The organism is Caballeronia sp. ATUFL_F1_KS4A (assembly GCF_023630905.1).
GTDB classification, from domain to species: Bacteria; Pseudomonadota; Gammaproteobacteria; order Burkholderiales; family Burkholderiaceae; genus Caballeronia; species Caballeronia zhejiangensis.
This window is the reverse complement of sequence record NZ_JALQEB010000043.1, coordinates 1-24,154: the sequence shown is the minus strand read 5'-3', so window position 1 is coordinate 24,154 and position 24,154 is coordinate 1. Positions and strand designations below refer to the sequence as shown.

Genomic DNA, 24,154 nt, shown 5'->3' with positions numbered 1-24,154 from the left:
TTTTCCATGTCCGGGCATCCCGTTTCGTTGTGACCGCGTCTGATTTCAAAGCCTGGGCCAAGGCGATTCTGGCTCGCCTCGCGTCGCGGCTGCGTCCGCATCTGCGTGCGCGTTCGCTGCTCCTTCTGCCGGCGCTCTTTCTTATCTATGTGCTGGTGCTGATTCCGTTCACGCCCGGTATCCGCGATATCCGCCGTGCAAAAGTCGATCAGCCCGCGCAGATCTATTCCGCCGACGGCAAGCTCCTCGCCGAATTCAAGCCGACGCATCGCGAATGGGTGAGTCTCAAACAGATTTCGCCGCAGGTGATCGACGCGCTCATCTCGACCGAAGACCGGCGGTTCTATCAGCATCACGGCATCGACTTCCGGCGCACGGCGGGCGCGGCGCGGCGCACGTTCTCGGGCGACCGGCAAGGCGGCTCGACGCTCACGCAGCAGCTCGCGCGCAATCTGTATCCCGAGGAAATCGGCCGCTCGCAGACGCTCACGCGCAAGCTGAAGGAAGCGATCACGGCGTTCAAGATCGAAGCGCTCTATTCGAAGGACGAGATTCTCGAAACGTATCTGAACACGGTGCCGTTCCTGTACAACGCGTACGGCATCGAAATGGCCGCGCGCACTTACTTCGACAAATCCGCCGGCCAGCTCGACGTGCTCGAAAGCGCGACGCTCATCGGCATGTTGAAGGGCAACAGTTACTACAACCCGGTGATCAATCCGGAGCGCGCGCTCGACCGGCGCAACATCGTCCTCGGGCAGATGGTCAAGTTCGGCCACTTGCCGGCGACCAAACTCGACGCGCTGAAGAAACGTCCGCTGCGCATCGACTTCGAGCGGCAGACGGAAGAGCCCGGCCGCGCGCCGCACTTCGCGCAGCAGTTGCGCAAATGGCTGATCGGCTGGGCCGACGACAACGACTACAACATCTATTCCGATGGCCTCGTCGTGCGCACGACCATCGATTCGCGTCTGCAGGCGATGGCGACGAACGCGCTCGCGCTGCAGGGCAACCAGTTGCAATCGATCGCCAACGCGGCGTGGGGCGGCCGCGCCGGTTGCGCGAACGCGAACGCCGATCTCGGGCACGCGTTCATCCGCGAGACGGACGCATACCGCGCGCTGCGCACGGGCGGCGCGAACGACGCCGACGCCATCAAGAAACTCGGCTCGGACCGCGCCTTCATGCAGGCGCTGTGCGAGGACAAGACGCGCGTGCAGGCCGCGTTCGTCGCGCTCGATCCGCGCAATGGGCAGATCAAGGCGTGGGTCGGCAGCCGCGATTTCACGCAGGATCCGTTCGATCACGTCGCGCAGGCGCGCCGCCAGCCCGGCTCGACCTTCAAGCCTTTCGTCTACGGCGCGGCGTTCGAGCGCGGCGCGAAGCCGGCCGATACGATCGTCGATCAGACCGTCGAAATCCCGATTCGCGGCGACGAAATCTGGCGCCCGACCGACGACTCGCCGCCGTCGGGCCGTCCCGTGAGCCTGCGCGACGGCATCGCGTATTCGAAGAACCGCATCACCGCGCAGTTGATGGAACAAGTCGGTCCGGGACGCGTCGCGCGGCTCGCGCGTGACATGGGCGTGCGCGACAGTCATCTCGACGTGGTGCTGTCGCTCGCGCTTGGCACGAGCCCGGTGACGCTGAGGGAAATGGTGTCGGCGTACGGCACGATCGCGAACGACGGCAGTTATATGGAGCCGCTGCTCGTCACGCGCATCGAGAACAAGGACGGCGAAGTCCTCGCGCAGTTCGAGAGCACGCCCGAGCGCGCGCTGTCCGTCGATGCGACGCGCAAGCTCGTCGATGTGATGCGCGACGTCATCAACCGCGGCACCGGCACGACGATCCGCACGCGCTTCGGCATTCGCGCAGATGTCGCGGGCAAGACCGGCACTACGCAGGACAACGCCGACGGCTGGTTCATCCTGATGCATCCGCAACTCGTCGCGGGCGCGTGGGTCGGCTTCAACGACAGCCGCGTCACGCTGCGCAGCGATTACTGGGGCCAAGGCGCGCACAGCGCGTTGCCGATCGTCGGCGACTTCATGCAGCGTTCGCTGCGTTCGCATCTGATCGATGCCCGCGCGCGCTTCGATACGCAGGAAGCGCCGGGCATGTGGCAAACGATGCTCACGAACGCAAAAACCTGGTTCGACGAGACGTTCTCGAAAGCGCCGAAGCCGGGCAAGCCGAAAACCGCGCAGACGGCGGCGCAGCATCCGGTGCGTCCGAAGCGGCCGCCTTCGGAGCCCGCCGCCGAAGTGACCGAAGAGCCGCCGCAACCGCCAGTGTTTACGACGATGCCGCCGATCCTGCCCACGCCCGGCGAAACTGCAAGCTCTCCGGCGCCCGCTTCCGACGTGCAACCGTAAACGCTTACGCCGCCCGCGAACAAAGGCGGGGGCTTGCGTAGACAGTTAGTTGCGAGCTAGCGACGAAAGACTTGCCTATCGGCCGAAATGAGCGCGCGCGCACAGAGCACGCGCACAAATGGTGCTCCGATTCACCAAGGCGAAACAAACGCATTCAAAGATTTCGCCGCGCACCCCGGCGCGCTGTGGCCACATGCGCCCGCCAAAAGTCTCGCGCACTGCGAGACGTCTATCTCATTCCAGGCTGGTTTCGGAGAACAAGTTGAACAAGCGATTTCCTCGCCTCAAGCGAGCCCTCGTGGCCACCGCGCTCGCCTTGCCGCTTACGTCGTCGAGTTTTGCGCAGAACGTCAGCGCTACCCTGCCGTGGACCGGCACCTGGAGCACCGCGCCGATGATCGTCGGCGGCGGCGGCTTCAATAATCAGACGATCCGGCAGATCGTGCACACGAGCATCGGCGGGACGGCCGCCGGCGTCCAGTTTTCCAATCAGTACGGCAGCGAGCCGCTCGTGATCGGCGACGTGCGCGTCGCGTTGCGCGCCGACGGCAAACGCACCGTGCCGGGCAGCGACAGGGCCGTCACCTTCAACGGTCAGCCCTTCGTGACGATTCCGCCCGGCAAGACGGAGATGAGCGATCCGATCGCGATCGCGGTGCCGGCGATGTCGGACATCGTCGTCAGCGCCTATCTCCCGCAGCAGACGCCATCGGAAACCACCGGCCACGCCGAAGGCCTGCAGGACGTGTACGTCGCGCCCGGCGATGTCAGCGCCGACACCGAATTCGCGGGCGGCGTGGTCAACGCGCTCGGCGCGCAGTCGTATTACTTCCTCACCGACGTCGTCGTGCAGAACGCCAGTGCGACGGGCGCGGTGGTCGCGTTCGGCGCGTCGATCACGGACGGCATCGATTCGCCGCCGAACACGAACGGCCGCTGGCCCAACCTGCTCGCCGCGCGTCTGCAGCAGGCGGGCATGACGGTGGGCGTGCTGAATCAGGGTATCGCCGGCAACGATTTCTTCACGAACGACGCGGGCGATGCCGGCCTCACGCGCTTCCAGCGCGACGTGCTCGACAAGTACAACGTCAAGTGGGTCATCATTTCCGACGATGCCGTCAACAACCTGATCGGCGGATCGCCGCCGACGGCCGCGCGCCTGAACAGCGCGTTCGCGCAACTGACGCAGAGCGCGCACGCGGCGGGCGTCAAGGCGATCTGCTCGACGCTCACGCCGTTCGAGGGCGTGTCGCCGTGGACGGCCGACATCGAAGCGACGCGGCAAGCGGTGAACGCGTTCGTCGCGACGCCCGACAGCGGCTGCGACGCCGTGCTCGATCAGGCCGCCGCGCTCGGCGATCCGGCCAATCCGCCTGTCATGCTCGGTGCGTACGACAGCGGCGACCATCTGCATCCGAATCAGGCGGGGCTGCAGGCGATCGCCAATTCCGTCAATCTCAACTGGCTCAAGTAGGCGGCGCGGAAAAGCAAAAAACGCCATGCGGAAAATTCATCCGCATGGCGTTTTTCATTTCATCGCCGATTACGACTTGACGATCGTCGGGTTCTGCACGTTGATGCGCGGACCCGCGTTGTCCCACTGCTCGACGATCAGCGGGTACTTCCACTTCGGATTCGTGCTGCTGATCTGACCGTTGACGATGTAGCCGTCGAGCGACAGACCCTGAACCGCGAACGAACCGCCGGGGCTGGTCGTGTCGACGTGGTTGTTGATCGCGATCGTGACCGTCTTGCTGATCGGACCCGGCAGCGAGCCGAACCACACGTTGATGCCGCCGCCCTTGCAGTTCGCCGTCGTCGGGCTGTTGATCGTGATGCTCTTGAACACGGCCGAGTTGTCGTTCGGTTCGAAGTCGAGACCGCAAGCCGGCGCCGTGCCGGTGATGTTCTGCCAAATCGGGCTGTTGAACGTGATCGTGTCGCCCGAGATGATCGACACACCCTGACGGCGGCAGCCGTCGGCCTTGTGGTTGTCGACGACGAGGTTGTACGTCGGCGTGTTCTTCTTGCTCTGGCTGTCGTTGATGTAGATGCCGTCGCCCCACGTGTTGATCGTGGTCGGCGCGATCAGGTGCACGTTCTGTGCGCCGATGATCGAGAAGCCCATGCCGTGCTCGCCGCCCGAAGCCGAGTTCAGCTCCTTGCTGCCGTCGAGGTACGCGTTTTCGACGATGACGTTGCTCACGTCTTCGATGAGCATCATCTGGTAGATGTCGGCGTTGTGCGGGAGCAGCTTGATCGAAGCGCCCGACGCAAAGCGAATGTGCGTGTTCGTGCGCAGCTTGAGACCCGTCGTGTCGATGCGGACCTGGCCCGAGATCAGGAGAATCTGACCGACGGAACCGTCGATGGCGGCTTGCAGCGCGGCGCGGTCGTTGGTCGAGCCGTCGGCCTTCACGCCGAACGACGATGCGTTGATGGTGCCCGCGGTGTTCGTGCTGGCGGCGTTCGTCGAGCTTGCCGCGGCCGGCGCGCTGGCGGTCGTCGTGGCGCTTGCCGACGAAGCCGAGCTCGCGGGCGTCGCCGTCGAGGCGCCGCTGCCGGTGTTACGGCGTCTCCAGCGATCGGCGACCGAATCGGGGGCCGCGCTGTCGCTGCCGCCGCCGCATGCGGCGAGCACAAACGCGCCGCTACCCGCGATAAGCGAGGTCAGGAGTTTGCGACGGGTTGCGATACGCGTGTCGACGACGGTGTTGTCTGCCTGGGTGTCTGCCTGAGTGTTGTTCGAAAGCATTGTCTTTCCGAGTTGGTTGTGCGTTGTCGACGGGCGGACCCGTTCATGCGACTACGGCCGCACGCAACGTTTCTTTATGGGCGTGAGATGACCAACGCAAATTCAGCAGGCGCAAACGATTGCGCCGCTCAGCGCTCGACAGCCGCACACGGCGACTCCGAAAGGCATCTCGGCGAAAAACATGACGACTTCGGGATTGGACGAACCAGAGTCGGAAGAGCCAGATAATCCGGAAGTACCCACTCAACCCCGCGCTTGATTGGCCCGCGAACGGGCTGATGAAGCGCTGAAGTCTGACGGCAGTAATTACCGTCTTTTTTAAATCCTACAGATTGTTACGAGGCGTTTCTACCCGGCACTTGTTACAAAATGTACGCTTGTAACTTATTATTTTGCTTTTTCGCGTCTTTATTGCTGTGCATTTCCGCTTTTAATCGGCGGCGAGTAAATTAATCTACCGCTTTTTTAATGTTAATACCGTAGATGAATAACACCACTTCAAACCAGTTGAGGTACGATGACTATTAATCATCTGAAGAATCGATTATAACGACACGAACGTTCACCCGCCGAGAGCGCGACCTATCGCCTCGGAAGGCCCGGTGGGGCTTGCAGAGCGCCTTTCGTATGCCGAAACGAGCAACAATCCGCCGATTATTTCGCCTTATTGACCGGTCAATCCGCCGACGATTATCCAGACACGCACCAAAATTGCCGCTTCTGCACGGTTGCAGTCCCAACATTACATTCAAGTAAGCACCGTTTTAAACGATTTCATCCGACGAATCGGATTTTGTAAGTGCGGTCCAAAAACTTTTTTCATTCAAAAGACGAAAGACCCTACAGGGCATACCCTTATCGGGTTTTTACGAATCGGATCATTTTCCGCTGAATCCCGCGCGCAGCTTGGGATTCGACCGAAACGCTAATGATCTGATTAAAGAAAACTGGTTTATTCAACAGACAAAACAGGCGAAAGTTGGAATCGTTTCGATTGCCAGCCGGTCATATGTTCCGTTTCGCACTGATCCAGTTGGACAGAAAGACTAGTCTCGGATTTGGTGCGCTCAGCACAGTTGGGGGAACGGCCGATTCCGGCCGGAGGTATTACAAGAAATCACACGACCAGCGGATACACCGCGATGAAAACCTTTGATCTGATCAAAAGCGATCTCTATCGCTATACGGGCGAGTACAGCGTCATGCTCCTTCTCGAGCAACTGATGCTGAACGAAGGGTTCAACTACATGTTCTGGCTGCGCCTCGCGAGCGCCGCGTCGTCGCGGCCCATGCGCCTCGTGCTCAACCACATCGTGCGTCTGAAGCAGCGCCGCTTCGGATTCGTCATCAGTCCGCGCACGCGCATCGGGCCGGGCTTCTATATCAGTCATATCGGCACGATCGCGGTAAACCCGACGGCGGTCATCGGCGCGAACTGCAACATCTCGCAGGGCGTGACCATCGGATCGAATCACGGCAAGGCGGCGACCATCGGCAACAACGTGTATATCGGGCCGAACGTCTGCATCATCGAAGACGTGACCATCGGCGACAACGTGACGATCGGCGCGGGCAGCGTCGTGACGAAGGATATTCCGCCGAACGTCACGGTGGCCGGCTGCCCGGCGCGCATTCTGACCGACGACGCCACGCCCGAGCGGGCGGCGCGCTACATCATGCGTCCGTGGCAGACAGGCGCGGTATGAAGGGCCGGCTTCGGCATGGCGAGGTGCCTTAGCGAACAGTCACGCCGCCCGTTTTGGTGCACGCTCTCCTCTCTCACGCGAAAGCCGCGGGCCTTCGCGTGATTTCTGTCGCATGGCGCTTTCGTATCGACGTCAGGCCATGCGGCGAAAGGCTCCCACGCAGGAGGACCCGTGCTGAGCGCAGCAGTGCAATCGGTGAGACGACGTCTCGGCGGCGTGCATCAGGATCACAAGAGAATCGCAAGAAGCGCGGTCGTCCTGCTGATCTTCGTGATCGCCGGGAAGTGCATCGGCGCGTCGAAGGAAATGGCGATCGCGTATCGCTACGGGATCAGCGGCACGGTCGACGCCTATCAGTTCGCGCTCACGCTCGTCACCTGGCTGCCGACGATGCTCACGAACGTGCTCGCCGTGCTGCTCGTTCCCGCGCTCGTCTCGCTTCAGGAAGACAGGTCGCAGCGCAACGGTTTTCTCGGCGAGCTGGAAGGCGTGGGCCTCGTGCTCGGCCTCGGCTCGTCGCTTCTGCTATGGCTTTTCTGGCCTTATCTCGCCGATGTCATCGCGGGCAGTCTCGCCGAATCCACACGCGACATGTGCCGCGCGATGATCATCAGCATGACGCCGGTCGGCGTGCTGACCTTCACGATCTGCATTTCGTCGTCGCGGCTGCAGGCGTCGGGCAAGCACATCAACACCTTGCTCGAATGCGTGCCGGCCATCGGCCTGCTGGTCTTCGTGCTTGCCGCGCGCAACAACGAATCGATTTTTCCGCTCGTCATGGGGACGTCGCTCGGCTTCGTCGTGCAGGCCGCGTGGCTGCGCGTGCTCGCCAGGCGCGCCGACACGATGCCCGCCCGGCCGCGCGTTTCGATGCGCGCGAAGCAGTGGCCATCGACGATCCGCTCGATGGGCATGCTCACGATCGGCGCGGTCGTCGCGAGTCTGTGGCTTCCGATCGATCAGTACTTCATGGCGCAGCAAGGCGACGGCGCCATCGCGACGCTCGGCTACGCGAACCGGCTGCTCTCGCTCGTGCTCAGCATGGGCGCGCTTGCGATCACGCGCGCGACCTTGCCGATTCTCGCGGAGATTCTTCATCGCGGAGATCATGCGCGCGCACGCAGCACCGCGCTGAAGTGGTCCGGCATCATGACCGTACTGGGCCTGACCGGCAGCATCCTCGCGTATGCGCTCGCGCCGTACGTCGTGAAGCTGCTGTTTCAGAAAGGCGCGTTCACGGCCGACGACACCATCGCCGTCACCACGCTCTTTCGCTACGGGCTGCTGCAAGTGCCGTTCTACTTCGGCATGTGCGTGCTCGTGCAGCTGTTCGCGAGCGAGACACGCTATCGCGCGATCTCCGTCATTTCGCTGATCGGCTTCGCGACGAAGATCATCGGCAACGTCATTCTCGTGCGCTACTACGGCGCGCAGGGCGTGCTGCTCGCGACCGGCATCGGCGCGATCGCGGTGCTCGCGAGCTATATCTTCTGGACGCGCTATGCGCCGCCGTTCACCGGCAACGACGCGCAGCACGATACCGGCACGCCGCAATAAGCACCTGCTTTCAACCTTGTTCGAAGACGCGCCGGAACATCGGCACGAGGAAGCGGTTGCCGTATTCGCTCATGTGATGGAAGTCGGAATAAAGCGGCCGGCCATCGTGCGAGCCCATGCACTTGCCGTCCGGGCACAGGAACGGACGCGGGTCGAGCAGATGGATGCCGCATTGATCGTGTGCCTGATGCATCGCCTGCAGCAACGCGCCATTGCGCTGAACGTAATCCGACATGGTGATCGACAGATCGGGCGCCTTCGGATCCCGCATCTTCTCGCGCGCGAGCGTCAGCGGCACGTTGAAGTCGAACTCGGGAATCGGTTCGACGAGATAGACCGGGCGAATCTTCGAGATGCGGCAAACGGTCGATAGCAAGTGCTCGCGATACAACTCCGTCGTGAACGGCGTCGATGTCTGCGCCGGCTGCTCCGGATTGACGAACGCGAAGTCGTCCATCGTCGGACCGGACCAGTACTGCGACCAGTGATTCGCGATGATGACCGGCGTCTTCGCGCTCTGATCGCGGCTCAGGATATCGATGTACTTGCGGTCCTGATCGAAGCAATCGCCATTGCCGCGGCGAATGCCGTAGATCGTCGGGCAACCTTCTATCGTGATGAGCAGCACGTCATCGGGCTTGCCGTTCGGCACGGCGTCGACGACCGCTTCGGCGATCGCTTCCGCGTGACTGTCGCCGAGCACCACGACGCGGCTCTCCTTCTGCTTGTTCGCGACATCGCACGGATCGATCATCATGTGACACTTCGTGCGATGCGGATTGGTGTCGTAGGTCTCGCTATCGGCGATGAACACCGAACGGTCGAAGCGATTCGGCACGCCCTGGCTCGCATAGATGCTGCCGCCGCCGATTGCCAGCAGCAGCGTGAACGCGAGAATCGGACGCAGCGTGATGAAGCGCGGAAAGGCGCGCGCCTCGTCTCGCGCCGGCGGCTTTCTGGTCTTCGACTCGACGAGCGCATACGACAGATAGCCCATGACGAAGCCGCCCGCGATCGCGGCCGCGCGCCAGCGCAGCGAACCTTCCCTGTCGAAGTACGTGAGCGCGACGACGAACGGCCAGTGCCAGAGATAGACCGAGTACGAAATCTTGCCGATGAACTGCGCGAGCGGATTGCCCGTGAAGATCGAATGCCTGCGCGCCGCGAGAATCACGAACGCCGTGCCGAGCACCGGCACGAGCGCGAGGTAGCCCGGCCATTCGTTGTTCTCGTTGAACATGACCGCGCCGTACGCGATCATCGCGAGGCCGATGCATTCCAGCGTGCGGCGCACGGGCCTGCCCGCCGTCAACGGGAACAGATAGACGAGACCGCCCGCGATCATTTCCCATGCGCGCGTCGGCAGCAGGAAGAACGCGGCCGTCGGCCATTTCGTCGGATCGGAGAGATAGACGCACGCCGCGAACGAAACGAGCGCGGCGCCGACGAGCGCGATCTTCGTCCCGCGTCGCCCGAAGAGCTTGCGCACGAGCAGAATGCCGAGCGGATACAGCAGATAGAACTGCCACTCGACGGAAAGCGACCACGTATGCAGCAGCCATTTCAGATGCGAGCGCGTATCGAAGTAACCCGCTTCGCGCCAGTAAACGATGTTCGAAAAGAAGCCGAGGCTCGATCCCGCCGCCTTGCCGAACGCGCGAAACTCGGAAGGCAGGAATATCAGCCAGCCGAACACACCGAGCGCGAAGCAAAGAAACGCGAGCGCCGGAATGATGCGCCGCGCTCGATCGCCATAGAATTCGAGCACCGAGAACCTGTCCTTCGAAAGGCGTCTGAAGATGATGCTCGTCATCAGATAACCGGAGATCACGAAGAACACGTCGACGCCGAGAAAGCCGCCTTTGAAGCCGGGCACATCGAAGTGGAAAAGGACGACCGCGAGAACCGCGAACGCGCGCAGGCCGTTGATGTCGTTACGAAAGTTCATCGCGCTTCCCCCAAGAACTTCTTTTTTGCCGCGCACGCGCCAGCGCGATGCAATGGACATCGCCATTGCATCGCGCCCGCGGTGCGGGTTATTTTCTAGCGTCTTGCCTTTCCTGATTACTTCGTCATACGAACAAACCGAATTCCATCTCCGCAAGCCGGCTTTCTTCCGATTGCGTCGCCCGCGCGACTTCCGCCATGGTCGCGGGCTGCATGCCGTAGGTCTCTCTCAAGTACACGTGATGCTTCAGCACCGCTTCGAGGACGCCGAGGTTCTCGGCCAGATTCGCACCGAAGTTATGCGGATGCCACCACAAGTGGAACGAACGCCCCGTGCGCGCCGCCGACGTCATCGACTGCTTGATCCGATGGATGCGCAGCCATTCGAGCGCGCGCTTGTTGCGCGCATATGGACGCAGGAAGCGGCTCGAACGCACGTCGATGAGTCCGCGAGCCGGGCGCGGATCGAACGCGTGATCGCCTGAGATATTGATGTACGTATCGACGAGACGCGCCGCGCGGCGCATCGCCGCTTCATCGGCGCGCGAGGTTTCGCGATACATCCAGCTGCGCTCCGTGCCGCGATACGCGACGAGCCCTTGCTCCGCGCACACCGACAGATACGCGTTGTTCACCTGATTGCGCGGAAACACGATGCTCGCGGGCGGATCGGCGAGACGCCGGATCGATGCGACGGATGCTTCCATGTCGGCGGCGAACTGCGCCTTGTTTTGCCCTGCTTCGAGTGCGTAGTAATGGCAGAACGTATGGCTCGCGAGCTCGCTGCCTTCGGTATCGACGATCCGACGCGCGAGCGACAGACCATAGTGGTACGGATCGCTCTTTTCGTTATCGCCGATCGAATCGAGATAACCGTTGGCGTATGGACTCAGCTTCGTATCGGTATAAGTCGGCCGGACGTCGGGCAGATTCGCGAGCAGGTCCTTTTTGTTATCGAACAGCAGCATGCCGACCGTCGCCCACGTCGCCTTCACGCGATACTTCGTGAACATGTCGAGCATCGCCGGAATCGCCTCGCGCACGCCGAGAATGTTCTTTCCGTATGTGGCGATCGAGCGATGGTCGCGCACGCCCCACATCAGTTCGAAATCGAGCGAAATCAGGAAGTAGGACATCGTCGTCAGGGCATCAGGAAGTAGTGATAGACGCCTTCGAAATAACTCTTCGTGGCGTCGGCTGCGACGGCCACGAACACGCCGAAGGTGATGACGAGAACCATCGCGTTCTTGAACTTGATCTCGGGCGCGAGGAACGGCAGCAGCAGCGGCACGCAATACCAGACGCGGCCCTTCGCGAACGGAAACACGAAGAACGCAACGACGAGATACACGAAGAGTCCGACATGCATGATCGACAGCCGCGTGAATGCGCGCTGACGCTGCGTATCCTGCGCGCGCCACGTCGAGTAGAGCACCATGACCGATGCCATCGTGTAGAACAGCAGCAGCGACAGCAGCTTGATCGTGAAGTTTTCCTGATAGCCCGAGTACTCGTCGATACGACGGCCGCCGTAGGTCGCAAACAGAAACTTCGCCGCCGACGCAAGCACGATCGCCACCACGCTCACCGCGACGAGCGCGCGCGCTTTCCTTTGCTCGCCGATGAAACCGGCGGTCATCAGGAACGCTGTAGGCACCGCGAAGGTCGTGTGCACGAAGCTCGCGAGCCCCATGCCGATGGTCGGCTTATTGAAGCGCAGCGCGAAGAGCATCGCGATGGCCAGACCGAAGCCCTGGCGGATCTGGAACAGACCGACCGTAGCGAGCGCATACGGAATCACGAGCCACAGAACGAGACCGATGAGCGGCCTGCGCGTCTGCAACAGCGAATACATCACGACCAGGTTAAGCAGCACCACCGTAATGCGGATGCCGCCTTCGGGCGACACGCCGAACGCATTGAGGAGGATGACCCACGAGCGCCAGCCCAGTTCTTCCGTGATAAGGCTGATGAGAAAGCCCATATCCGACTCGCGGTTCTGATAGAACTGCACAAGCCAGTGCCAGTCGGTCGAGCGGAAGTACTGGATGTACGCTTCCTGGTCGAAGATCAGGCCGACGCTGCGCTCGCGGAACGCGACGATCGAGAGCGCCGTGGCCGCGAGCACAAGGAACGCCCAGCCGGATGGCGTCATGAAGTACGCGAATCCGGTCATGCGTCGTATCGGTTCGCTCTGCGCGCTCTGTGCGCTTTGCTGCGCCGTATTGTTCATTGTCGTTGCTTGCATCGTATTGGCCTTTTTTCCGCTTTAGTTATTGTGTGTGGGCGCGGCTTTCATGGCACGAGCCTCAGGTTGGTGACGATGATCTTCGGTCCCGCCTTGTCGTAATCGATGCTTTCCACTGTCGACATCTTCGGACTCACCCATGTCGGCGAATGACTCGCGATCTGCCCGGACACCTTGCGCCCATTCAGCTTGAGCGATGACACGGCGAACGCGGCATCGCTCGCGCCTTCGTCGCGATGATTCGTGATGCCGATATCGACATGCTTGGGCATCGGCCCGACGATCTCCTCCAGCCAGACGATGATCCCGTACCGGCAATTGCGCGTCGTCGGATTGACGATGCGAATGTTCTCGAGAATATCGGCGTTGCTGTTCGGCTCCGCGTCGAGCCCCGCTTCCGGCTGCGTGCCGCCGATGTTCTCCCACAGCGGATTCTCGAACACGATGTTGCGTCCGCTGATGATCGACACGCCTTGTCTGCGGCAGCGGTCCGCATGATGATTCACCACGCGAATACCGCTGCTGTACTTAAACGCGACGTTGTAGCTGTTGGCGATATAGATGCCATCGCCCCAGCAGCCGATCGTCTTCGGCGAGATGAGCGTCACCTCCGTGCTTCCCGCAATCGAAAAGCCCATGCCGTGACCGTTTTCACGCAGCGCCGGTTTCGCGGCGTTAAGCTCCTTGCTACCGTCGAGCACCGCGTTCTCGACGAGCACGTTGCTCACGTCCCAGATGCGGAAGATCGAATAGAACGACGTATCGTGCGGCAGCAGCTTGATCGACGCGCCCGGTGCGAAGCGCAGGTGACTATCGCGCCGCAGGTCGAGCCCTTTGTCGTCGATACGGCACTTGCCCGTGATGAGCAAGGTCGAATCGACGGATTGATCGATGGCCCGCTGCAGCGCGATGCGATCGTTCGTCTTGCCGTCGCCCTTCACGCCGAACGACTTGTCGGTGACGACATCGCGTTTCTGCGCCGCGCGCGCGTCGAAGCCGGCGACGCCCGCTCCACTGGCGACGGCGCCCATCAGCAGCGAGCGGATCACTTGTCGCCGGTCGACCATTACGCTTTCTCTCCCGTCACCGCACGCGCATAAGCCGTGCTCTTGCCTTCGCCGCCGCGCGAGCGTGCGCCGAGTTGCGCGAAGATCGCGTCCCACTGACGCAGGATCGCCGGCGACGAATAACGCTGCCGTACCGATGCCGCCGCCTTGCGTCCGAGCTCGGCGCGCAACGCTTCGTCCGACATCACGCGGCGCAGCGCATCGATCAGAGCGGCCTTGTCGCCGGCCGGCACGAGCAGACCGTCCTGGCCGTCGCGCGTGAGTTCGCGCGGGCCGCTCTTGCAGTCGAACGCGACCGTCGCGAGGCCAAGCGCCATGCCTTCGAGCATCGCCATCGGCAGACCTTCGTAGCGCGACGACAGCACGAACGCATCCGAGCGCGCCATCTCTTCCCAAGGCGTCGTCGTCTTGCCGGGCATCAGCACGCGCTCGTTCATCTTCAGTTGCGCGACCTGCGCTTCGAGCACCGCGCGCTCCGGGCCTTCGCCCCAGATCCACAGATCCCAGTCCGGAAACTCGGGCGCGAGCGTCGCGAATACATCTATCAGCATATCGAACTGTTTTTGCGTGTTGAGACGCCCGACCGCGACGAGCCGCTTGCGCGCGCTCTTCTCGATGGTTTCGGGCTGCAACAGCAACAACTCGTCCGGCAGCGGATTGGGCACCACTTCGATGCGCTTCACGCGCGGCACCATCTTCCTGAACGATGCCTCCATGTTGTCCGTGAGCAGCGTGAGCAGGTCCGCGCTCGGATAAACGAAGCGGCACATCTGGCTCATGAGCTGCGAACGGCCGTCGGCGGACGGATCGATGTGCTCGCTCGCGATCACCGGAATGCCGAGGCCGCGCGTCGCGAGAATCGTCGTGATGTTCACGTTCGAGAGGAACGACACGACCACATCGGGCGCGCTTTCGCGGATCAGCGCACGCAGCGCGCGAAAGCGCGCGGGATATTGCAGCATACGCGCGCCGGCCTTCACGCGATCGGCGAGGAAGACGCAGCGCACGTTCGGCGCGAGCGGATAAAAGCACGCGCCACGGCCGCTATACGTGATGACGAGCGTCACCGTATCGCCGCGTTGCGCCCACGCATTGACGAGCGAGGCCGCGACGCGCTCCGCGCCGCCGCTTCCCATCGAACTGACCACGAGCATGATCTTCATCGGTCGTGGCTCCTCATCGTCCGGCTGCGGGAACGTGGAGTTCCGCGCGACGCGGCACCTTCACGCCCGACTCTTCGAACACTTCCTGCCACAGCGCGATGGTCTTCGACAACGCGAACGTGTCGTTGACCGACGTCGCGCACAGCGCCATGCGATGACGTTCTGCGTCGTCCTTCATCAGCGATTCGAGCGACTTCGCGAGCGCGCTCGCATCGCCGACCGGGTTCACGAGCAGGCCGTTCATGCCGTGCGTGACGATCACGCGCGGACCCGAATCGCAGTCGTAGCTCACGGCCGCGCAGCCGCTCGCCATCGCTTCGACGAGCGTCATCGAGAAGCCCTCGAAGTGCGAACTCAGCACGTAGAGATCGGCGCGCTCGTACCAGTCCGCGACGTTGCCCGCGCGGCCAGGCAGAAACACGCGGCCGCGCAGCTTCGCCTCTTCGACACGGCGTTCGAGACTCGCACGCGCAAGCCCTTCGCCGACGATCACCAGATCCCATTGCGGCAGCGCGCCGGCAATCTTCCTGAACGCATCGATGAGGCTGTCGAAACCTTTTTCGGGTGAGAGCCGTCCGACCGCGAGCAACAACTTGCGCCCGTCCTTCACGACGCTTTTCGGCTCGATGATCGGATTCGTTCGCGCGATAGGCAGCGTGAACGGCGGCGGAATCACCTTGACGTCTGTCGCGCGGCAATGCGTTTCGATCCAGTCGCGGGTTTCGTCGGTGAGCGCGACGACCTTGTCCGCGAAGCGATACGTCAAGAGCCGCAGACGCTCCCAGAACGGCGTGAGCGGCGCGCGCGGCGGATGCGTGTGCTCGCTCGCGATGATCTTGTACGGCAGCCCGATGCCCGCAAGCACGGCGAGCACGTTGGCCGTCGCCATGACGCCGAGCGCGACAGTAGGCTTCGTCTCGCGCAACACCTTGCGGAACGCGCGCACGCGCTTCGCGTTCGACAGCAGCGTACGCACGAAGCCGCCGCCCTCGACGCCGCCCGCGAGCCCCAGCTCGATGCGCTTCACGCCCGGATGAAACGGATAGACATCGCCTTCACCGGCTGTCAGCGTGACGACGGTCACTTCCCAGCCGAGCGCCGCCCACTCGTTCGCGAGATTGGCAGTGACGCGTTCAGCGCCGCCGCCGTGCATCGAGTAGATGAAAACGACTATTTTCATGCGGGCCTCGTCGCGAGTTCGGCTTCGACCGGCACGCGGCGCTGCGACAGAAAGCGGATGTACCACGGCATCGCGATCGCGAGTCCGTCGGCGAGCGGAATGGCGCTCGCATAGCCGAGCAGTTGCGCGGCCTTATCGACGTTCGCTTGCGAATGACGCACATCGCCCGCGCGGAACGGCGCATACACCGGGCTGCCTTCGTTGATGACGCCGTTATCCGCGAGCACGCGCTTCAAGCCGTCATAGAGCTGATTGAGCGTCGTGCGATCGCCGACCGCGACGTTGTAGACCTGATTGCGCGCTTGCGGCTCGGAGAGCGCAGCGAGGATGTTCATCTGCACCACGTTGTCGATGAAGCAGAAATCGCGGCTCGTTTCGCCGTCACCGTTGATCGTCACCTGTTCGTCGTCGATGAGCGCGGCCGTCCACTTCGGGATCACGGCCGCATACGCGCCGTCCGGATCCTGGCGCTTGCCGAACACGTTGAAGTAACGCAGACCGATGGCGTTCAACCCGTACGTGCGCGCAAAGACCGAAGCGTACAGCTCGTTGGCGTACTTCGTCACCGCATACGGCGAAAGCGGCTGGCCGATGCGATCCTCGACTTTCGGCAGGCCCGGATGGTCGCCATACGTCGAGCTCGACGCGGCGTAAGTGAAGCTCTCGACTTTCGCGTCGCGCGCGGCGACGAGCATGTTCAGAAAGCCGCTGATGTTGACTTCGTGCGTCGTGATCGGATCGTTCACGGAGCGCGGCACCGAGCCGAGCGCCGCTTCGTGCAGAACGTGCGCGACGCCTGTCACCGCGGTGCGGCAATCGTCGAGATTGCGGATATCGCCTTCGATGAAGCGAAAGCGCGCCCATTGCGCGGGCGTCACGAGCGAGCGCACTTCATCGAGATTGCGCTGATGCCCGGTCGCGAAGTTGTCGAGCCCGACGACGTCCTGGTCGAGCTTCAGCAGCGCTTCGAGCAGATTCGAGCCGATGAACCCGGCGACGCCGGTAATGAGCCACTTCTGCGGCGTGCGCGTCAGTTGTTGACGGATCGATTCGTAACGATCAGACATGAAAGTCTCCAAATTTGCCGACGGGCGCGGCGTGTTCGCGGCGCTCGTCTTCGATCGCGATCGAGGGAACCAGCTCGCGATACACGGCGAGCGTCTTCTCGATGACGATGCGTTCGTCGAAATTCTTCAGTGCCTTCTCGCGCGCGGCGAGGCCCAGCTTTCTCGCGAGCGCGCGGTCGTCGTCGAGCTGGCGGATCGCATCGGCGAGCGCGCGTGCATCGCGCACCGGCACTTGCAAACCATCCACGCCCGACTCGCTGACCACTTCGCGGCAGCCCGGCGCGTCCGTCGTGATGAGCGGCAGCGCGCAGCCCGCGGCTTCGATCAGCGCTTTCGGCAAGCCTTCTCGATAGCTCGGCAGCACCATCACATCCACTTCCGTGAAGAGCTTCGGCATGTCGCTCACATGACCGAGCCATTCGACGAGCCCTTCCTTCACCCAGCCCTGCACCATCGCCGTGCTCACCGATGCCGGGTTGCCGTCGTCGGGCGAACCCGCGAGCAGGAAGCGCACGGTGCGATTCTCGCGGCGCAGCATGCGCGCCGCCTCCACATATTCTTCGATGCCCTTGTCCCACACGAGCCGCGCCGCCAGCAGAATGCGCAGCGGCTTGGCCGCATCGTCCGGCGACGCCTCGCGCACCTTGAAGCGCGTCAGATCGACGCCCGATCCCTTGATCAGACGAATCGACTGCTTCTCGACGATGCGCGCGGCTTCGAACAGCTTGATGTCGTCCGGATTCTGCAGGACGAGAATGCTGTCGCGGCCGTTCAGCGCCGAGCGCATCACCGTGCGCACGACCGGCTTCAAGATACGCGCTTTCAGATCGCGGCTCGTGAAGACGTAGCCCATCCCCGCGACCGCGTTCACGCGCGCCGGCACGCCTGCGAGCTTGCTCGCGAACGAGCCGTACACCGCGCTCTTGATCGTGAAGCCGTGCACCAGTTGCGGCTTTTCGCGCTGGAAGAAGCGCGCGAGCCAGAGCACGAGCGCCAGTTCGCGCAGCGGATTCAGACTGCGCCGGTTCATCGGCACCGCATGCCAGCGAAAACCCTGATCGCGCAGCTTCGGGCCGTATTCGCCGTCGGGTGACAACAGAATGACTTCGAAACCCGCGTCGCGCAGTTTGCGAGCGAACGAAAGCCGGAAATTAAACAGATACCAATCGGTGTTGGCGTACAGAACTACCTTGGGCATCTTCATTGCGAACTCCGAACGTCCGGTTGACATCGCCGCGGGCAACCCCCGAAATTCCGGGAGCCGAACCGCGGCGATGTTGTGCGACGGCCTGCACCGGTCAATGCCGATGCCACCGAACCTCAGAGACGCATGTCGCTCGCCTCGGGCGGCAGAACGTACTTGAGGTCGCACAGCACGTGCTGCGACTTGCCGTAGGCGTGAATGCCTTCCGCGCCTTCATCGGCGAACTGCTTGTGCGCCACCGCGAGCACGACCGCATCGTAGACGCCCTTGGCGGGCTGATCGATCGGATCGATGCCGTACTCGTGATGCGCCTCTTCCTTCGAGACCCACGGGTCGTACACGTCGACCTGGACGCCGTACTCCTTGAGATCGGCGATGATGTCGACCACGCGCGTGTTGCGCAGGTCCGGGCAGTTCTCCTTGAACGTGAGACCCATGATGAGCACGCGCGCGCCCGAAATGGCGATGTCGCGCTTGGTCATCGTCTTCACGAGCTGCGAGACGACATAGTTGCCCATGCTGTCGTTCAGGCGGCGCCCGGCGAGGATGATCTCCGGGTGATAGCCGATCGCCTGCGCCTTGTGCGTCAGGTAATACGGATCCACGCCGATGCAGTGGCCGCCGACGAGGCCCGGGCGGAACGGGATGAAGTTCCATTTCGTGCCGGCCGCGAGCAGCACGGATTCGGTGTCGATGTTCATCTTGTTGAAGATGATCGACAGTTCATTGATCAGCGCAATGTTCACGTCGCGCTGCGTGTTCTCGATCACCTTGGCCGCTTCGGCGACGCGGATGCTGCTCGCCTTGTGCGTGCCGGCCGTGATGATGCCGCGATAGAGCTCGTCGACGAAATCGGCCACTTCGGGCGTCGAGCCGGACGTGACCTTCTTGATGTCCGGCAGGCGGTGCGACTTGTCGCCCGGGTTGATGCGCTCGGGGCTGTAGCCGACGAAGAAGTCTTCGTTGAACTTCAGGCCCGACATCTTTTCGAGCACCGGGACGCACTCTTCTTCGGTCGCGCCGGGATAAACCGTCGATTCATAGATGACGACGTCGCCCTTCTTGAGCACGCTGCCGATGGTCGTCGATGCGCCGATCAGCGGCGACAGGTCCGGACGCTTGTAGTGATCGATCGGTGTCGGCACGGTCGCGATGAACACGGTGCAGCTGCGCAGGTCTTCTACATCGGCGCTGTACTGCATGAAGGTCGCGGAAGCCAGCTCGGCATCGTCGACTTCGAGCGTGACATCGCGCCCTTCGCGCAGCGCGTTGATGCGCGCACGATTGATATCGAAGCCCACGACGGGATGGCGCTTGCCAAATTCGACGGCGAGCGGCAGGCCAACGTAGCCCAATCCGACAATGCCGAGTTTCAACTCTTGCGGCGAGAACATATTCACTTCTCCTCGTTATGCAACTCAGGACGTTTATTTAGTACTGCTGTTCGATTCGGGGTCCAGCTGAAGCAAATGCCGGATGAGTCAGTCTCTAGTCTTCCTTGTCGGCCTTGTAGGCAGCGTAGGCGTAGCCGCCGTACTGGCGCGCCTGGGCATAGTTGCCGTAGTGCACCTTGAAGCCGTTGAGCAACACGCCGGTGACGCTTGCGCCCGATTGTTCGAGCCGCTTCACGGACTCCGAGATTTCCCCGGAACGCGTATCCCCATAACGCGCAACCAGGAAGATCGAGCCCGCGACGGGCGCCATGATCGCCGTGTCGGACACCGCCAGAATGGCCGGTGCGTCGAGCAGCACGATGTCGTATTCCGCCGATGCGCGATTCACCGATTCCGTGAATGCGTCCGACAAAAGCAGCTCGGCCGGGTCCGGCGGATAGAAGCCGCACTGGACGAAGTCGAGATTGTTCAGCACCGAGCGATGCACGGTCTCTTCGAGCGTGGCCGAACCGTTCACGACATCCACGAGACCCTTGCCGCGCGGCAGGCCGAAGTACTGGTTCAGGTGGCCACGGCGCAGGTCGCAGTCGACGAGCAGCACGCGCTTGCCGCCGGCGGCGAGCAGCGTCGCCAGGTTCGCGGAGACGAACGACTTGCCGATGCCGGGCAGCGGACCCGCGAGCATCACGACGTTGTTCGGCGCATCCATCAACGCGTACTGCAGGGACGAGCGCATCATGCGCAGGCCTTCCACAGCCGGATCGGTCGGGTAACGCGAGGCGAGCGCGAGCTGTTCCGGCTTCTTCTCGGCGATGCGCTTCGCGAGTTCCTTCTGACGCTCGCTGTCCGGAATCGTCGCGAATACCGAAAGACCCGTCTTCGATTCCAGTTCCTTCGGATCGAGCACGCCCTTGAACAGGAAGTCGCGAGCGAACGCCATCACGATGCCGAGGAACAGACCGATACCAGCCGCGATCACGAGCACCAGCGCCTTGACCGGCTTCACGGGACGCTCGGGCACTTCGGCGTGGTCGAGCAGCTCCACCGTCGGCGTGCGGCCGGCTTTGATGAGGCGCATCGTTTCAATGTTGTTGCGCAATGCCGAATAGACGTCGGTGCTCATGCGCACGTCGCGTTGCAAACGAAGCGCGCCCTGCTCGGCCTGCGGCATCGCCTTGACGCGCGCTGCCAGGTCGTTGATGTACTTCTCGGTCGCCGCGATCTGCTGGTCGATCACCACCACGCTCGGGTGCGAGGGCGAGAAGTGCACGGCCAGGTCGGCGCGACGGCGCTTCAGGTCGAGCAACTGCGCATCCGCTTGCGAAGCCTGCTGCATCACGATGCGGCCTTCTTCGTCCGGATTGAACAGCGTGCGGCTGTTGCGATACGCGTTGTAGTTGTCTTCGGCCGTTTCCATCTGACGCTTGGCGTCGGGAAGCTGCTGCTCGAGATATTCGAGCGACTTCTCGGCGTTGATCCCGCGACGATCGGCGTTCTGCTTCACGTACATGCGCGACAGTTCGTTGATCGTCGCCGCCACGAGCACCGGGTCCTTGCCTTCCAGTGTCGTGCTGATGACGCCCGACTTGTTGCCCTGCTCGGCGATCGCCAGCGAATTCTGCAGACGATCGATGGCGGACACGCGCGAGTTACGCGTCAGATCGAATTCGACGCCCTTCTCGCCGTGGATGAAGCCCACGAGCAGCGAGATGGGACCGGCGTCGGTGTCGAAACGCTGCACGCTGCCGACCTGGCCGCCGACGCCCGTTTCGACGCCCGGGCCGCGCACCTGATACTGGCCGTTGCCGAGATAGCGCAGCGTGTATTCCTTGCCTTCGTATTTCTTCGGCACGTCGAACGCGGACACGTCGATCGATTCGGCGCCCCATGCGTAACCGCCGCGGCCGAAGAGACCGGGAGTCGACGTTTCATCGTTCATGCGGGCGACCATGCCCCCGATGATCGGGAAGCGATGCGGCGCTGCCTGGATGTACAGCTTGAGCGCATCGACGACGGGACCGAGCACGAACTTCGATCCGATGACCTGGATCTCGCCTTCGGCCGTCGCACGCTGATCGAACAGCGTGGCCGCGGTCCGAACCATGTCGCGTGAGTCGGCCGGCTGTCCATTGCTCGAGTCGTCGACTCTGACGAGCATGCCGGCCTGATAAATCGGGGCCGAGAAATACGCGTACACCACCCCGATGCTGAAGACGACCGCCACGGTCGCCGCGATCATCTTCCAGTGACGGCCCAGCGTTTCGAGAATCGACGTCAGCTCGATCTCTTTCTCGCTCTCGGCCATTACGGCTGACGCCTGATTTTTAACTTTCATAGAACGTCTCGTTACAGGCTCTTATGGGACCGGCGCGGCAAGCGCACCGGATGCGGATCGAAACACCTGCGGCGCACCCCTAAGGGCGCAAACATCATTTCCTTATTCTTGAATTCAGGCCTGCATTCAGGGCCGTTAAAATCCCGCCCCGGCATTGCAGTCGTATTGAAACACACGACCCAAAAAAAGAGAAATTCCCACAGACGATTTTTGTTGTTTATCGAACCTTTCAGAGCGACCGAGTGTTCGCTTTCCCGCTTTTAAGAATTTAACGAGTATGCGGGCCATTTGAGCAAATCGAAAAGTAGCATAGGCCGCCTTGTTGTATGCGCGGCACCGCACATATAATCGCTATTAATCGAACTGCTAATTCTATGAAGAAAACCGGTTTAGCCTGGGTTCGATTTGCGGACATTTTTTCGCCTCCCGCGACGGGCTCGTCGGGCCTGTTGTGCCGGCAGCGCCGGCCCGCTGGGCTCTAACGCAGGGAAAAACGTACCGGCACTCACAAGAATATGCGCGCGAAGGTGGGCTTGCGTACGGACAAGGCGCGAATTTCAAAAGTGCGCATTAAGTCCTTTATATGAAATCCGTGTTTTAACGCGCTATTAATTTCGGGTTTGTATGAATAATCGGGGGAAGCCCCAATAAAATCGCAGTAGGCTCGGTTTCACACATTAAAGCGCCATAAATGCGTGGACAATGGCAGGGGTTGTACCTACCATAGGCTTTCGGGTATTGATATTCGAAAAGAGATGCGCCCTCTTCGTGAGTGAAAAAAATGTTAAACCTTGCGCTTGGCTTCATCAGTTCTTTCTGCATGACGCTACTTATAGTTCGATTCGCGGGACGCTACGGGGCGCTTTCCCTGGATCATGATTTGAACGGGGTTCAAAAGAACCATTCTCATCCGGTTCCGCGGGTCGGCGGCATCGCATTGATGGTCGCGGCCTGCGTGACGTTTCCCATCGCCGCGATCTTCGGCGGCAATCCGCGCGACGAGTCCCTTTTGCTGCTGCTTTGCGCAGCGCCCGCATTCGGAAGCGGCGTGATCGAAGACCTGACCAAGCGCGTGAGCGTGCGGGCGCGGCTCCTGAGCGCGATGCTGGCCGCGCTGCTCGGCGCGTTCATTCTCAACGGCGTCGTCGGCCGTGTGGATCTGCCGCTCGTCGATCCGATCCTCGCCGTCACGCCCATTGCGATGGGACTCACCGTGCTCGCGGTCGCCGGCCTCACCAACGCGGTCAATATCATCGACGGTTTCAACGGACTCGCCGCCGTCGTGGCGATTCTGATCTTCGGTTCGATAGGCTATGTCGCGCATGAAGTCGGCGATCTGCTCGTGATGAGCACCGCGCTCACGATGATCGGCGCGATCGGCGGCTTCGCGATCTGGAACTATCCGGCTGCGTCGATTTTTCTCGGTGACGGCGGTGCGTATTTCATCGGCTTCACGATCGCCGAATTGCTCGTGCTGCTGGTCGCGCGGCATCCGAACGTCTGTGCGTGGTATGCAATGGTCGTCGCGATTTATCCGCTTTTCGAAACGCTCTTCTCGATCTACCGCCGCCGGATCGTGCGCGGGCGTCCGGTCGGCGCGCCCGACGGCATCCATCTGCACACGCTCATCTTCAAGCGAGTCGTGCGCAAAGGGACGGACCCGCGTCAGCGTCAGCGCAGAAACGCGCGCACGTCGCCGTATCTGTGGGTGCTGAGCATGATCGGCATCGTGCCCGCGTCGCTCTTCTGGCACAACCCGGTGGTGCTCGCGGTGACGGCGGTCGTGTTCGCGGTGGCGTACGTCTGGCTCTACACGGCGATCGTGCGGTTCAAGACGCCGCGATGGCTCCTCGGCAGTCAGCGGCGGAGCGTCGTTGCCAGCGCGGTTGCCGAGCAGACGACACATCACAAGTGATCCTGAGCAGTTCGTAGGAACGTAATCACGAAAGGCCCCGGTCGAATCGACCGGGGCCTTTTAGTTTTAGCGATGCAGTCAAGCGGTGAAGCAGCGATGCACTGAAGCCTGAGCAGTGAGGCGCGTGCAATCGACGCATAAAAAAAGGCCTTGATCGCTTCTGATCTGCTCTAGAAATCCTGGACACAAATGAGTGTTAGTGTTTCGGAGGCAATTTTCCCAATAGGAACGGGAGGTT

Annotated in this window: 16 protein-coding genes; 5 read left to right on the top strand and 11 right to left on the bottom strand. The window is 62.1% G+C overall.

Translation table 11 applies throughout. The features are described 5' to 3' along the window. The first annotated feature begins 29 nt into the window (after positions 1-29). A complete protein-coding gene (locus NCS03_RS28785) occupies positions 30-2,378 on the top strand; it encodes a transglycosylase domain-containing protein (RefSeq protein ID WP_502801552.1) in 2,349 nt (782 codons plus the stop codon). A 298-nt stretch (positions 2,379-2,676) separates the two neighbouring features. Next, entirely contained in the window at positions 2,677-3,852 is a 1,176-nt protein-coding gene (locus NCS03_RS28780; RefSeq protein ID WP_175980287.1) for a GDSL-type esterase/lipase family protein, read from the top strand. A 69-nt stretch (positions 3,853-3,921) separates the two neighbouring features. On the opposite strand, the gene NCS03_RS28775 is transcribed toward NCS03_RS28780, so the two are convergent. After that, complete coding sequence (locus NCS03_RS28775; protein WP_008346191.1) at positions 3,922-5,133, bottom strand: glycoside hydrolase family protein; 1,212 nt, start codon at positions 5,131-5,133, stop codon at positions 3,922-3,924. A 1,142-nt stretch (positions 5,134-6,275) separates the two neighbouring features. Here NCS03_RS28775 and NCS03_RS28770 point away from each other — a divergent pair. Together NCS03_RS28770 and murJ are read left to right on the top strand one after the other, a co-directional pair. Beyond that, positions 6,276-6,839, top strand: a complete 564-nt coding sequence (locus NCS03_RS28770; RefSeq protein ID WP_008346189.1) for a serine O-acetyltransferase — start codon at positions 6,276-6,278, stop codon at positions 6,837-6,839. A gap of 171 nt (positions 6,840-7,010) precedes the next feature. Further along, positions 7,011-8,396: a murein biosynthesis integral membrane protein MurJ gene (murJ, locus tag NCS03_RS28765; protein ID WP_250530318.1), complete on the top strand. Its 1,386-nt coding sequence runs from the start codon at positions 7,011-7,013 to the stop codon at positions 8,394-8,396. A 10-nt stretch (positions 8,397-8,406) separates the two neighbouring features. Here the strand turns inward: murJ and NCS03_RS28760 are convergent, their stop codons facing one another. The 10 genes from NCS03_RS28760 to NCS03_RS28715 all read right to left on the bottom strand — a co-directional run bounded on the left by NCS03_RS28760 (position 8,407) and on the right by NCS03_RS28715 (position 22,001). Continuing rightward, positions 8,407-10,344, bottom strand: a complete 1,938-nt coding sequence (locus NCS03_RS28760) for an acyltransferase family protein (RefSeq protein WP_250441634.1) — start codon at positions 10,342-10,344, stop codon at positions 8,407-8,409. A gap of 124 nt (positions 10,345-10,468) precedes the next feature. Next, on the bottom strand, positions 10,469-11,479 hold the full coding sequence (locus NCS03_RS28755) for a polysaccharide deacetylase family protein (RefSeq protein WP_250530317.1): 1,011 nt from the start codon (positions 11,477-11,479) through the stop codon (positions 10,469-10,471). Positions 11,480-11,484: 5 nt separating this feature from the next. Next, entirely contained in the window at positions 11,485-12,591 is a 1,107-nt protein-coding gene (locus tag NCS03_RS28750) for an EpsG family protein (RefSeq protein ID WP_235366307.1), read from the bottom strand. Positions 12,592-12,638: 47 nt separating this feature from the next. Continuing rightward, the gene (locus NCS03_RS28745; protein WP_008346179.1) at positions 12,639-13,658 is read right to left on the bottom strand and encodes a hypothetical protein; all 1,020 of its coding nucleotides are present in this window, start codon (positions 13,656-13,658) and stop codon (positions 12,639-12,641) included. Then, the gene (locus tag NCS03_RS28740; RefSeq protein ID WP_250530316.1) at positions 13,658-14,821 is read right to left on the bottom strand and encodes a glycosyltransferase family 4 protein; all 1,164 of its coding nucleotides are present in this window, start codon (positions 14,819-14,821) and stop codon (positions 13,658-13,660) included. Before NCS03_RS28740 ends, NCS03_RS28745 begins: the two co-directional genes overlap by 1 nt. Positions 14,822-14,834: 13 nt before the next feature. Beyond that, complete coding sequence (locus NCS03_RS28735) at positions 14,835-16,001, bottom strand: glycosyltransferase family 4 protein (protein ID WP_175980292.1); 1,167 nt, start codon at positions 15,999-16,001, stop codon at positions 14,835-14,837. Then, positions 15,998-17,068 carry an SDR family oxidoreductase gene (locus tag NCS03_RS28730; RefSeq protein WP_250441632.1) on the bottom strand — a complete coding sequence of 357 codons (1,071 nt, stop codon included), beginning with the start codon at positions 17,066-17,068 and terminating at the stop codon, positions 15,998-16,000. Before NCS03_RS28730 ends, NCS03_RS28735 begins: the two co-directional genes overlap by 4 nt. Then, positions 17,061-18,266, bottom strand: coding sequence for a glycosyltransferase family 4 protein (locus NCS03_RS28725; RefSeq protein WP_241484842.1), 1,206 nt, complete (start codon positions 18,264-18,266; stop codon positions 17,061-17,063). The genes NCS03_RS28730 and NCS03_RS28725 overlap by 8 nt, the downstream gene beginning before the upstream one ends. Positions 18,267-18,388: 122 nt before the next feature. Beyond that, positions 18,389-19,666, bottom strand: a complete 1,278-nt coding sequence (gene tviB / locus NCS03_RS28720) for a Vi polysaccharide biosynthesis UDP-N-acetylglucosamine C-6 dehydrogenase TviB (RefSeq protein WP_008346170.1) — start codon at positions 19,664-19,666, stop codon at positions 18,389-18,391. Positions 19,667-19,760: 94 nt separating this feature from the next. Next, positions 19,761-22,001 carry a polysaccharide biosynthesis tyrosine autokinase gene (locus NCS03_RS28715; protein ID WP_033536895.1) on the bottom strand — a complete coding sequence of 747 codons (2,241 nt, stop codon included), beginning with the start codon at positions 21,999-22,001 and terminating at the stop codon, positions 19,761-19,763. A 781-nt stretch (positions 22,002-22,782) separates the two neighbouring features. On the opposite strand from NCS03_RS28715, the gene NCS03_RS28710 reads away from it, so the two are divergent. After that, positions 22,783-23,916, top strand: a complete 1,134-nt coding sequence (locus NCS03_RS28710) for an MraY family glycosyltransferase (protein ID WP_250530315.1) — start codon at positions 22,783-22,785, stop codon at positions 23,914-23,916. Positions 23,917-24,154: the final 238 nt, after the last annotated feature.

What these genes read in the sequence shown, in the direction of transcription:
- NCS03_RS28715 (WP_033536895.1), bottom strand. Translation starts at nt 22,001, where the DNA reads ATGAAAGTTAAAAATCAGGCGTCAGCCGTAATGGCCGAGAGCGAGAAA.
- NCS03_RS28725 (WP_241484842.1), bottom strand. Translation starts at nt 18,266, where the DNA reads ATGCCCAAGGTAGTTCTGTACGCCAACACCGATTGGTATCTGTTTAAT.
- NCS03_RS28740 (WP_250530316.1), bottom strand. Translation starts at nt 14,821, where the DNA reads ATGAAGATCATGCTCGTGGTCAGTTCGATGGGAAGCGGCGGCGCGGAG.
- NCS03_RS28775 (WP_008346191.1), bottom strand. Translation starts at nt 5,133, where the DNA reads ATGCTTTCGAACAACACTCAGGCAGACACCCAGGCAGACAACACCGTC.
- NCS03_RS28770 (WP_008346189.1), top strand. Translation starts at nt 6,276, where the DNA reads ATGAAAACCTTTGATCTGATCAAAAGCGATCTCTATCGCTATACGGGC.
- NCS03_RS28735 (WP_175980292.1), bottom strand. Translation starts at nt 16,001, where the DNA reads ATGAAAATAGTCGTTTTCATCTACTCGATGCACGGCGGCGGCGCTGAA.
- NCS03_RS28760 (WP_250441634.1), bottom strand. Translation starts at nt 10,344, where the DNA reads ATGAACTTTCGTAACGACATCAACGGCCTGCGCGCGTTCGCGGTTCTC.
- NCS03_RS28745 (WP_008346179.1), bottom strand. Translation starts at nt 13,658, where the DNA reads ATGGTCGACCGGCGACAAGTGATCCGCTCGCTGCTGATGGGCGCCGTC.
- NCS03_RS28755 (WP_250530317.1), bottom strand. Translation starts at nt 11,479, where the DNA reads ATGTCCTACTTCCTGATTTCGCTCGATTTCGAACTGATGTGGGGCGTG.
- NCS03_RS28750 (WP_235366307.1), bottom strand. Translation starts at nt 12,591, where the DNA reads ATGCAAGCAACGACAATGAACAATACGGCGCAGCAAAGCGCACAGAGC.
- NCS03_RS28710 (WP_250530315.1), top strand. Translation starts at nt 22,783, where the DNA reads ATGTTAAACCTTGCGCTTGGCTTCATCAGTTCTTTCTGCATGACGCTA.
- tviB (WP_008346170.1), bottom strand. Translation starts at nt 19,666, where the DNA reads ATGTTCTCGCCGCAAGAGTTGAAACTCGGCATTGTCGGATTGGGCTAC.
- NCS03_RS28730 (WP_250441632.1), bottom strand. Translation starts at nt 17,068, where the DNA reads ATGTCTGATCGTTACGAATCGATCCGTCAACAACTGACGCGCACGCCG.